The following is a 10,594-nucleotide window of genomic DNA, read 5'->3' as shown; positions in this document are numbered from 1 at the left end:
TCCTGTCCCTGAGTATTTCGAGGATGTGGCATGGGTGCCGTGCATCCCGAAATTGTCTGTCGTGTGGCGCAGGCTGCCCAGCCTGCCGTATCGCCGACGGCCCGTCGGCCCGGCGGGTGAAGAACGATTCCTTACTCTCCACGCGCCTGGTTCCCTTCGCCGCCCCGCAGGCTGGGCAGCCTGCGAAACAGCAGACAGGGCTGTCTGCGTTACCACGACAACCCGGTTACGGAAAACCTTTGGATGCACCACCAGCCATTTTCATTCTGGGAGCGCGGCCGTCTCGGAGACTCGCCGCAGCGGGTTGGCGCGAGCGGAAGCGCCATGAACGGCGCGCGCCGGCAAGTTGCGGATGCACAGCGCCCGTGCATCCCGATGTTGTTGGTAGGGCGGGCCTGTTCCAGCCCGCCGCCCACTGGATGCAAAACATCATGCTCCGGCGGCGCGCCGGGACGGACGCGCCCTACCTGCATCACCGGCAACATCGGGATGCACCGGCACCGCGCGTGCAGCGAAATATTGGCTTGAGTGGCCATGGTGAATTGTGATTCCTTCACCACTTTCGCCCGTGTTGACATGAAGCATTTACTTAGCCTGGAGGCGCTCCCCGTGGAGGCGTTCGCGCCTATCTTGAGACGCGCCGCTGACTTCAAACGAGAGAGGGGCAAGCTTCCTGAACGCGTCGCCCAAGGCCAGATCTGGGGGTTGATTTTCAGCAAGTCCTCCACGCGCACCCGGGTTTCCTTCGAAGTCGGCATTCGGGAATTGGGGGGGCAATCGTTATTCCTGAGCGCGAATGACATTCAATTGGGACGAGGTGAGCCGATCAAAGACACCGCCCGCGTGCTGGGGCGCATGATTCACGGGGCGGTTATCCGCACTTTTGCGCAATCGGATGTCGAAGATTTCGCGCGATACGCGGGTATTCCCACGGTGAACGCGCTGACGGACGACGAGCATCCCTGCCAGATTTTGACGGATTTGTTTACGTTTGTGGAGCGACGGGGTGACATTCGAGGCAAGGTGGTGACTTTTGTGGGGGACGGGGCGTGCAACGTGCCGGCGAGTTGGATGTTCGCCGCGGGCAAACTGGGATTCGAGCTGCGGATCGCGGCACCCAAGGCCTTTCAACCGTCCGCGGAATTGCGAGCAAGGGCCGGCGGGCGGATTTATTGCACCGAGGATCTGGAAGCTGCGGCCGACGGTGCGGATTTGCTCTATACGGACGTTTGGGTTTCGATGGGGAAGGAGGCGGAGGCGGCGGAACGGCTCGAGCTCCTCGCGGGATATCAAATCAACGAGCGAGTGGTGAAGCGAGCGCGTTCCGGGGCCTTGGTGATGCACTGTCTTCCGGCCTACCGGGGAAAGGAAATCGACGAGGCGACTTTCGAGGCGCACGCCGACACGATTTTCACTCAGGCCGAGAACCGTTTGCACGTTCAGAAGGCCATTCTGGAGTGGATGCTGACGTAAGCCGCACAGCGGTCGGGAAAAGGATGCATCGTGGGTGTGGGGGGCCGGGGGGGCATTAACGATGCGCTCGGCGACGGAATCCTGTTGGGATTCTTGGCGGGACGAGTTTGAGTTGCGTTTCGTCGGTTGGGACGGGAGGTTTATTCCCGTTGGAAAGGACCCAGCAAGGAGAGTGGGTGGATAGCTGAGACGATGAAGGGGTTGGCGAGCGTTGGGCGGGATGGATCCGGCCGGGGAGTGGAAGCGAACCCCTTTAGTATTTCCCGTCTCTGACTTCGAAGTGTGTGGGTTTGTCGTAGGAGGGAAGCCCGTTCATGACCCACTGAGTGACCCAGTCGATCAAGATGGAACATGATATTTTTTCCGGCTTGAGCAGTTGATGCAATCGGCGGGCGTCGCTGAGCAGGGCGGTTTTGGACTCGCGACCCTTGAAGTGAGGGCGACGTCCCATCTTCGATGCCATCGTCTTGGCCAGTTGGCGGACCGAGATTTTCTCCAATCCTGTGAGATTGAAAATGGCTATTGGATTGGAAGCGAGTTCCAAGGAGCGGAGGACGGCTTCGTTCGCGTCCCGCTGCCAAATGCAATTGAACCACCCATTCTGGAGTGGGATCGCTTCGTTTCGCCACACTTTGGAGGCGATTTCGGCGGGAACTCCGTAGCGCAATTCCGAGGAGTAATTGAGCCGCAAGATGACACCTGCGGTGGATTGTTGTTCCCCGTGCCATTCGAAAATTCTCTCCCGAGCCAGGGCGGCGCTGGCATATTCGCCGATGGGCAGAGGGCTGACATGCTCAGCCGCGCCCCGTCCGCGCACGGTGCAGAGGGGATAGACGTTCCCGGTGGACAAGACGACGAACCGAGCCTGCGGGTAGCGGCGCATGGACCAGGCGGGGATCAACGTGTTGGTCGTCCATGTGGCCGTGGGGCTCGCTGTGGTGCCAAACTTTTGACCCACCAGATAAAGGACATCGGAGGCGTGGGGCAGTCCACGATAGGAGGAAGCGTTCAGCAGGTCTGCTTGCACGGTCGTGACGCCATGGTCCTGGAGCCATTTTCTTCGAGGGGCATCGCGAAAACGGCTGACAGCGATGATTTCGAGGTTGGATCCGGCCTCACGCGCGGCTCGGGCGGCGAGAACCGCCAGACTGGGGCCCATCTTGCCGCCGGCCCCCAGAAGGACGAGGGGGGAACGCACGGTCTGAATATCCCGGACGAGCTGGGCCGAGGGACGCGTGAGAACTTCGTCCAATTCGCGCTCGGACGAAATCCGGAAGGGCCAATCTTTTGCAGCCGAAGTTGAAAGGGGGCGGTTGGTTCGGGGGTGAGGAATGGCCATGTTACGAATTCGGCCCTATCGGCGGCTGGTGCTCCGTTCCTGGAGCCAAAAGATGTCTTTGTTGTTGGCGGAGGGGATATTCAACTGAATGTTTGCGTTTTTCCGCTGCTTGGGGCGCGTGCGCGGATCAATCCACTTATGGATTTCGGAATGTCCATCCGCGAAGTTGAGCCCGCCTGCGCCATTGTGATAGCTGGCCGGGAAATCCACGAGGATGGTGGCGCCGGGAGTATTGGGATAGCCGATCATGTCCACGACGAAAAAGCCGTCATTGATGCTTTCCTCGCGCTCGTCGATGAGGACCCAGGTTTTGGAGGGCGCGGGGTCGGTCATGTCGGAGGTTTTTCGAAGCAGCTTCCATGCGCTTTGACCGTTCCAGACACTGGCGGGATTCATCCAGTTGTTCATCGCCATGCTTCGAACGCGTGGAAAAACGCGACCACCGTGCCTGGAGATGCTGATGTCGGCGGGGCAGCGCCAGACTCCGAGGGTATTGTGGTAGGGCCAGAGATGGCTGCGTTGGAGGAACAGCGTGTTGGTATTGTCGGGTGTGCCGTTGAACTCGAGCCAGCCGGCGCACCATGTGTTCGGATAGAAAGGTGAATTCGCGGCGTTGAATCCTCCTTGATCATTGCCGTTGTTCGGTGGGATGCGGTCCGCATTATCCAGGGAGTACATGGTCCAGGAGAGCCCAAGTTGTTTGAGATTGCTCAAACAAGCGATGCCCTGGGCTTTGGTTTTCGCCTTGCTCAAGGCGGGCAGGAGCATGCCGGCGAGGATGGCGATGATGGCGATGACGACCAGCAGTTCGATCAGGGTGAAGGCGCACAAGCGCCGACGGCGCTGGCTATGTTGGGGAGAATGGGAACGCATACGGTGGAGATGGGGTTACCCTGCAGATTATGAAGCAAGCAAAACGAAATTCAAGTGCCGGTTGCGGCTGCCGATTCCTGAATTGTGTTCCTGGAGCTCCCATCTTATCTTCCGGACGACGCCTCCATGCTTCATCCTAATTCCCAACGCGTGCAAGGCAGGGGGCGTCAGCGCCGAATTCCTCGGTCGTTCAAGGAATTGACGCCTACCAACGCCTTCAATCCCCGGACTTTTTTTCGGGAAATGGTTTGGAAGGCCTTGGTGACAAAGAGAATTGGCACCACGCATCGCCCTGATTTTCCGGAACTGGCTCATGGAGATGTGGCCTTGACTTGGATTGGCCATGCCTCGTTTTTGGTGCAGTTTTCGGATTTAAACGCGCTGATTGACCCGAATTTTGCGAACTGGCTTTTTCTGCTGAAGCGGATCAAGCGGGCTGGGTTGCGGCTCACGGATCTGCCTCCGATTGATTTGGTGCTTCTGACTCACGCGCACTTCGATCATTTTCATAAACCGACCTTGCGGAAGCTGCCGTCGCCCAAGACGGCGGTGTTGCCCTGGGGGATGAAAGACCTGGCGCGAGGATTGGGATTTCGCGAAGTGGTGGAGTTAAAATGGTGGGAGACCTATGAGGCGAATGGCTGGAAGGTGACGTTGACGCCTTGCAAGCACTGGGGAGCGCGAATGATTCGTGACGATCACCGCGGCTTCGGCGGGTTCGTTTTGGAACATCAGGGCCGGCGGGTGTTTCACGCCGGGGACTCCGCGTATTTCGACGGATTCCGTGATATCGGGGGCAAGCTGGCTCCGGAGATTGCCTTGTTACCGATCGGGGCCTACTTTCCGGACTCCTTTCGCAACGTTCACATGGGTCCGGACGAAGCGATGAAGGTGTTTAAAGAATTGAGGGCCGACTATTTTATTCCCATGCATTTTGGCACTTTCAAACTTTCGTTTGAGGCCATGGATGAGCCGCCGCGCTGGTTACGGGAGCTTGCCCGCAACGCGGGGGTGAGCGACCGCGTCAAGATTCTGGAGGAGGGGGTGCCCTTTGTCTTTCGCAAGAGTTGAGCTCGGGAGGGCGGCGCGGTTCCTAACCTGAGACTTCTTCTCCGAGTTCGACGTTCCAATACGCGAGATCAAGGAAGTGCTTCCAACTTTCGTGGTACTGGAAGCCGAAGTTGACCTGGACGAAGGGGCGCCACTTGGGCCGCTTCGGCTTGCGGATCAGGTGCATACCGGCTTCGTGAGGTGTGCGATTCGATTTGCTTGTGTTGCAGGGGATGCAGCTGCACACGATATTCTCCCAAGTGGTCGGACCCCCCCGGTCGCGCGGGATGACGTGGTCGAGGTTGAGATCCTTCCGGTCGAACACTTCACCGCAGTACTGACAGCGATTCTGATCACGCTCGAAAATATTGTGCCGGGTGAATTTCACTTCCTTCTTGGGCAGCCGGTCGAAGACGATCAGCATGATCACGCGAGGGACGCGAATGCGGAAGGAGATGGTTCCGACGCTGTCGGATTCGGGGTCTTGCTGCGAAAAATCCCGCCACTCGCGAAAACTGAACGTTTGGAAGCTGCCTTCCGCCCCGGCGAGCACGACTTGGGCGTGGCCTTGGAAGAGCAGGGAGAGAGCTCGGCGAGTTGAACAAATATTCACCGCCTGCCAAAGCCGGTTAAGCACAAGAACCTGCTGTGAAAGGAAGCCACGCATACCAAGGACGCGGGGAACCCTATCACGCGCGCTTTCGCGATGTCAAATGCCGGGAAGAGAATCGCTTGGGCTTCGGTGCATCCCGATGTTGCCGGTGATGCAGGTAGGGCGCGTCCGTCCCGGCGCGCCGCCGGAGCATGATGTTTTGCATCCCGTGGGCGGCGGGCTGGGACAGGCCCGCCCTACCAACAACATCGGGATGCACGGCTAGGGCTTCGGAGGGTCAAGCCGGACGCGGTTCAGGACTCAAGTTGGGCGATCAACTCCAAAGGCATGAAGGACGTTTCGCATCAGGGTGGCCCAACGCGGATCCGCCTCCAACGCCCATCCCGCCCCAATGGCGCCCGCGTGAAAAACACGACCTCCCTCGGGGCGTTCCCAGTAAATCATTTCTGCCACCACCCCGTCAGGCGCTTCGACCGGTTGGGTGAAGTAATCGAGGGCTTTGTTGGACGGTCGTTTTCCAACCGCAAGCGTTGTGATTCCCGAGGGCTCCTCCGGTCTGACGAATCCCGGAGGATACTGCCGGGTCATCCGCAGGAGCGTGCTTAACCGCACGTCGTATTCATGTCCTACCGCCCGGCGTGAGTCCCCTCCGGGTCCATGCCCAAAGGTTTCCCCTTGCTTTAGGCCCACGGACTCCGGTTGATGAAACAGGAAATGGTCCGGACGCGTTACCGTGTAAACGCCCGCTTCCCGATTCTCCACGCCTCCCCATCCACAACATTCGAGCCCGACGTATTGCCAAGCGGGATGGCCGCATTCCCGGAGCAGGCTGCCGCGTTGTCCGTCGTGGCTATGGAAGAGTTCCCCGACAGGTGTTCCCCCGCGTCCTCCGATGCGTTCGTCAAATTTTCGGCATTCCATCACGGTGCCTTCGCGATTGAAGGAAGTTCTCCAGAACATGGTATTTCCGGACAACACGACGGCGGTGCCGCCCTCGCGCAGATAACGTTCCAGGCCCCGCAGAGCGTCCACGGACCAGTATTCACTGTGGCCATTGATCATGACCGTTCGATATCCGCGCAGAAGTCCGGGGTCCTGGTGAAGATCCAAATCGGTGACGACGTCGTAGCGGTAACCCGATTGATCGAGCCAGACGTGGAGGAAACGTTCGGCACGCATCAGATGGCTGTAGCCGGTTTCACGCGAGCTGTAGAGGATGTCAGGGCCGGCGCAGGGCCAGGGCATCCGCAGGCCGAACTGATAAGAAGGCTGGCCCGCGTGATGATTGCGGTAGCAGGAGAAAGCCGGAGCTTCGGGGTGCGAATTCTTATGGCCGCCGGTGTTGAGAAACAGTCCCGGCGGCGGGTTTTCGCAAAAAGGCACGGCGTTGTAGGCGAGCCAGGTGCTGGTCGAAAGCAGCACCAGGATGGGAGGCCGAGCCCGCGCTTTGCCTCTCTTCACATTGAAAGTCACGTAGTAATCCTGGGGTTCACCCTGCCACTGGTAATGAATTCGAACCGCGTGCAGCCCGGCTTTCGCGGTGAGGGGCGGCTTCCACGCATGAGTCGCTTTCCATCGACAATCGTAGAGATCGTCCGAGGCGAACCTCAGCCCATGTCCGCGGGAAACATCCCGTGCGGGGTCGTAAGATCGGTAGCGCGGGACCGCATCGCCGTCGAACGAAGGCCCCCCGATCATCCATGTTCCCAAATTGATGAGCCTGGCGTTGCGGCCGTTTCCACTGAGGTCCCGGAGGGAGTCACCCTTTTCCTCATCCAGCGGCCAACAGGCGAGCAAGGCTTCCCTTGAGGGAAACTCCAGGGCCCGGGCCTGGTGGCGCTTCTGGATTTCGTCTTGAGTCAAGGCTCGGCCCGAGATCGAGGGCATCGCGATATCGGCATCCAGGAAATGGGTGGAGACGCCATTCTCGGACATTGCGCCAAGCCGGATGGGGTGCGGTCCTGGAAGGGCTGGCTTGCGAAAGGGCCAGCGGCCTGCGCGCTTACCATTGATCCATATCTCTTTGAATTCACCGTCCCACCGCGCAACCAGATGCTGCCATACCCGTGGTTGAATGGCGCCTGGGGCGGTTCGGTGGATGACTTCTTCATCCGGCGATTGGCCGTCTCCGAGATAAAAACCAGCGTAACCGTCCTGGCCGAGCCCGAGTGCGAATCCGCGAGCATCCTCCTTGTCTTCCTGACTGATCACTCCTTGCAGGCGGGAAAGGGTCCAGGGCCGAACCCAGCATTCGAGGGTCAGCGCGACCAAAGATTTGCGGATGCCTTTGGGCACATGAGCGTAAGAACCGGGGTGGATGGGTTGCGGGGAGGGGGGGGATGTCGGAAAATCATGCAAGACTTCGCGGGTGGCGGGGTCATCGATTCCGGATCCGAGACGGCAAATTGAAATCGTGGTGGGCACGGTGGAGCTGACGTGGAATCGAATGATCTCGCCCGCCTGGACACTTTGAAGGCTCGGATAGGCATGCACGCCCGGCAGATGGAGCGCACGGTGGGGAGGGATCCTCGATGAAGAAGGGATCCGCGTCGGCGAACTTCGCTCTTCGAAAGAGGGACGGACGGCGAGGGTGGCTCCCCAAGCTCCCGCATGCTGCAAGAATTTCCGTCGGTTGGTTGGGTTCATCGATTCATATTGACCGCCTTTCATTCCAAAATCCAGATTGCGTGATGGCGGAGTTTTCGATGACGTACGATACGCGGTTGAGCTGGGAGGAGAACGCCTTGCGGGGACCGTGCTTCAGTGAGCCTGTGCCGACGATTCCCGCCACGCCGATGAAATCGTTTCTGGGATTGCCTGTTCGAAGCTGCATCGGCATTGCTGCGGGCTTGTTGCCGAACAGCCGCTGGGTATTGCCGTACGCCGGGCGCGGCTGGGATTTGCTGACCTACAAGACGGTTCGTGGCAAGGAGCGTCCCAGTTATCCGCCGCCCAACTGGGTGTTTGTGGACGAAGATCCAGCTCATTCAGAAGGGCCGGTTTGGGTGCGGGAGCATTTTCCCTCGAATGCCGTGGAAGCGTCGGCCTCGGTTTGTTTTGGCATGCCATCCGCGTCCCCGGCGGAATGGCGCCCGGATGTCGCGGTGGCGAGGCGCGGATTGCTCCCGGGCCAAGTGCTGATCGTTTCGGTGGTGGCGTCTCCTGTGGAAGGCGACTCGGTGGAAGCCGTGGCCGAGGATTTTTCCCGGTGCGCGTCATGGGCAAAAGAGGCGGGTGCGCAGGTGGTGGAGGCCAATCTGTCCTGCCCCAACGTGTGTTCCGCGGAGGGTTCGCTCTATCAGGATTCAGCCGCGAGCCGGCTGGTGTCGAAACGGATTCGGAGCGTGATTGGCGATACCCCGTTGCTCCTCAAAATTGGGGCGTTTGCGAGCGAGGAGAGGATGGCCGAATTCGTCCGCGCTGTGGGAGGATTGGCGAGCGGTATTACCTTGGTGAACTGTTTAAGCCGCCCGGTGTTGCACCGGGACGGGAACCCGGTTTTTGGTGAGCGATTTCGGGTCGCCGGAGTGCTCGGGCGGGCGATCCATCGTCCCTCCTTGGAGTTGGTGCGAAGCGCGGTCGATCGGGTCGAGCGGGAGAAACTTGGATTGGCGATCGTCGCGGTGGGGGGGGCGTCGTGCTCCACTGATTTTGAGGATTTTTTTAATGCGGGAGCGGCTGCGGTGCTTTGTGGATCGTCTCCGGCCTATCTGCCTCACTTGGCGGCAGAACTGAAGCATCGGCATCCGGAATGGTGAATCATTCTTCGCGGATTCGATAGAATCGCGCTTGGGGAAGGATTCGCGTGTCGTCGCTTAAAATGACTTCGCCACCTTCTTCGGAAATGAACGTTCGCAACACGATCCAGGTGCCCTGGTTCAAACTATCGCTGACCTCGAGGAAATAGCGCTTTCCGGCGACCGCGAAGAAGTTCAACACCACCGGCTGGCCCGGTGCCGCCGGCTTCGAGAGGGTGGAGAAACGGCGCATCTGGCCGGGTTGTAGAATTCTAAAATCCACCTGCACCGGCGACGACCGAAGGGAGCCGTCGGTGACCGCGTAAATTAAGCGATCCTCGCCCGTGGCGGCGCCCGCGGGGATATAGGTGAGATGCGGTGGCGTGCCTTCAATCCGCCCTCGCGTGGGCAGGGAGACGAATTCGTAGCGCAGCGCATCTCCATCGGGATCCGATCCTTTGAGTGTGAACAACGCGGGTATGCCGGCGCCGGTGACGACCTTGAAGCTTGTGGCGAAAGGCGGATCGTTGACTGGAAGGACACGCGCCTGAAAGGATTCCTCCCCGTTTTCTCCCTGCGGGTCGGTGATGATGATGGTGACTCGGGCCACACCATGTTGATTGGGCTTGGGAGTCAATCGCAACCGGGCAAACAAACCAACCCGTTCGACTTGGATGTCCTCCGGGGCGATCAGTTGCGGAAGATCGGAACGGAAGCTGACCTTGAGGGACTCCGGCGGGGATTCCGCATCGAGGATGATCAGGCCTTCCACCGTGTACTGGGAGTCTTCCACGAATGTTTGATTCGGGACGGGCGAAACCAAGGGAGCATCGTTGACGGCATGCACCACGAACTCGAATTCCTCGTCATGAATCAGGTTGTCCGTGTCCACGACTCGCAGCATGACTTTGGTTGCTCCGCTTTGCTCGGGAGCGGGAGTCAACGTCAAGGTTCGCTCGGATCCCAACCCTTCGATCGACATGTTGCCCAAGGGCAAAAGGAGGCGGTTGGAGGAGTCGAGGAGCACTTGCAATCCGTCCAGTCCGTCGGGATCCCGGACTTGGATTTTGACCTTCAGTGGAATGTCTTCCCCGGTGAATTGGGGGGAGACACGCTCGATGGAGGGCGCATCGGAACTCCCGAGAACGTGGATTTCGACTTCGGCGGCTTCGGAGGATGAGGAGCCGTCGCTCGCGCGGTAGAAGAATCGATCGACTCCGAAGAAGTCGCGATGAGGCGTGTAAAGAACTCGTGTTCCAATCTCATCAATTCGCCCGTGGAGCGGAGGGCGATCGAGGGCGTAGCTTCAGACATCCTGACCTCATGCGGGGAAAGATTGGGTGGAGTGGAATGGAATTGAGACCAAGAGGGACATTTTCGATTTTCAAGGATGGGGGTGGTGGCGGTGAATAGGTGAATGCCGCAAGTTCAATGACCGATGTTTCCTGCCGGGTCTGTGGAGCTCAACCGCGATCTGGCGTGTCGAACGGAAGGAGACAAAGTGGTCTA

9 protein-coding genes are annotated in these 10,594 nt (G+C 59.4%); 3 read left to right on the top strand and 6 right to left on the bottom strand.

From position 1 onward, the window contains the following. Positions 1–209: 209 nt before the first annotated feature. Positions 210–485, bottom strand: coding sequence for a hypothetical protein (locus FJ404_18275; GenBank protein MBM3824799.1), 276 nt, complete (start codon positions 483–485; stop codon positions 210–212). A gap of 91 nt (positions 486–576) precedes the next feature. On the opposite strand from FJ404_18275, the gene argF reads away from it, so the two are divergent. Then, on the top strand, positions 577–1,473 hold the full coding sequence (gene argF, locus FJ404_18270) for an ornithine carbamoyltransferase (GenBank protein MBM3824798.1): 897 nt from the start codon (positions 577–579) through the stop codon (positions 1,471–1,473). A gap of 253 nt (positions 1,474–1,726) precedes the next feature. Here the strand turns inward: argF and FJ404_18265 are convergent, their stop codons facing one another. Continuing rightward, entirely contained in the window at positions 1,727–2,812 is a 1,086-nt protein-coding gene (locus tag FJ404_18265; GenBank protein MBM3824797.1) for an NAD(P)-dependent oxidoreductase, read from the bottom strand. Positions 2,813–2,827: 15 nt separating this feature from the next. After that, positions 2,828–3,685, bottom strand: a complete 858-nt coding sequence (locus FJ404_18260) for a type II secretion system protein (GenBank protein ID MBM3824796.1) — start codon at positions 3,683–3,685, stop codon at positions 2,828–2,830. Positions 3,686–3,811: 126 nt separating this feature from the next. On the opposite strand from FJ404_18260, the gene FJ404_18255 reads away from it, so the two are divergent. Then, positions 3,812–4,756 carry an MBL fold metallo-hydrolase gene (locus tag FJ404_18255; protein MBM3824795.1) on the top strand — a complete coding sequence of 315 codons (945 nt, stop codon included), beginning with the start codon at positions 3,812–3,814 and terminating at the stop codon, positions 4,754–4,756. 22 nt (positions 4,757–4,778) lie between these two features. Here the strand turns inward: FJ404_18255 and FJ404_18250 are convergent, their stop codons facing one another. Both FJ404_18250 and FJ404_18245 read right to left on the bottom strand, forming a co-directional pair. After that, a complete protein-coding gene (locus FJ404_18250; protein MBM3824794.1) occupies positions 4,779–5,402 on the bottom strand; it encodes an HNH endonuclease in 624 nt (207 codons plus the stop codon). A gap of 246 nt (positions 5,403–5,648) precedes the next feature. After that, positions 5,649–7,994 (bottom strand): LamG domain-containing protein, encoded by a 2,346-nt coding sequence (locus FJ404_18245; protein MBM3824793.1) that lies wholly within the window; start codon positions 7,992–7,994, stop codon positions 5,649–5,651. Between FJ404_18245 and FJ404_18240 the strand changes: the two genes are divergently transcribed. After that, entirely contained in the window at positions 7,880–9,106 is a 1,227-nt protein-coding gene (locus tag FJ404_18240; protein ID MBM3824792.1) for a hypothetical protein, read from the top strand. The genes FJ404_18245 and FJ404_18240 overlap by 115 nt on opposite strands. A 1-nt stretch (position 9,107) precedes the next feature. Here FJ404_18240 and FJ404_18235 read toward each other — a convergent pair whose 3' ends face one another. Continuing rightward, entirely contained in the window at positions 9,108–10,112 is a 1,005-nt protein-coding gene (locus FJ404_18235; GenBank protein MBM3824791.1) for a hypothetical protein, read from the bottom strand. Positions 10,113–10,594: the final 482 nt, after the last annotated feature.

The organism is Verrucomicrobiota bacterium (genome assembly GCA_016871495.1).
In the GTDB taxonomy this organism is placed as follows: Bacteria; Verrucomicrobiota; Verrucomicrobiia; order Limisphaerales; family VHDF01; genus VHDF01.
The sequence above is the reverse complement of the archived record's forward strand: the minus strand, read 5'-3'. Positions and strand labels throughout refer to the sequence as shown.

Bases quoted from the DNA above. Each gene is read 5' to 3' on its own strand.
- FJ404_18275 (MBM3824799.1), bottom strand. From the start codon at position 485: ATGTTGCCGGTGATGCAGGTAGGGCGCGTCCGTCCCGGCGCGCCGCCG.
- argF (MBM3824798.1), top strand. From the start codon at position 577: ATGAAGCATTTACTTAGCCTGGAGGCGCTCCCCGTGGAGGCGTTCGCG.
- FJ404_18265 (MBM3824797.1), bottom strand. From the start codon at position 2,812: ATGGCCATTCCTCACCCCCGAACCAACCGCCCCCTTTCAACTTCGGCT.
- FJ404_18260 (MBM3824796.1), bottom strand. From the start codon at position 3,685: ATGCGTTCCCATTCTCCCCAACATAGCCAGCGCCGTCGGCGCTTGTGC.
- FJ404_18255 (MBM3824795.1), top strand. From the start codon at position 3,812: ATGCTTCATCCTAATTCCCAACGCGTGCAAGGCAGGGGGCGTCAGCGC.
- FJ404_18250 (MBM3824794.1), bottom strand. From the start codon at position 5,402: ATGCGTGGCTTCCTTTCACAGCAGGTTCTTGTGCTTAACCGGCTTTGG.
- FJ404_18240 (MBM3824792.1), top strand. From the start codon at position 7,880: ATGAAGAAGGGATCCGCGTCGGCGAACTTCGCTCTTCGAAAGAGGGAC.
- FJ404_18245 (MBM3824793.1), bottom strand. From the start codon at position 7,994: ATGAACCCAACCAACCGACGGAAATTCTTGCAGCATGCGGGAGCTTGG.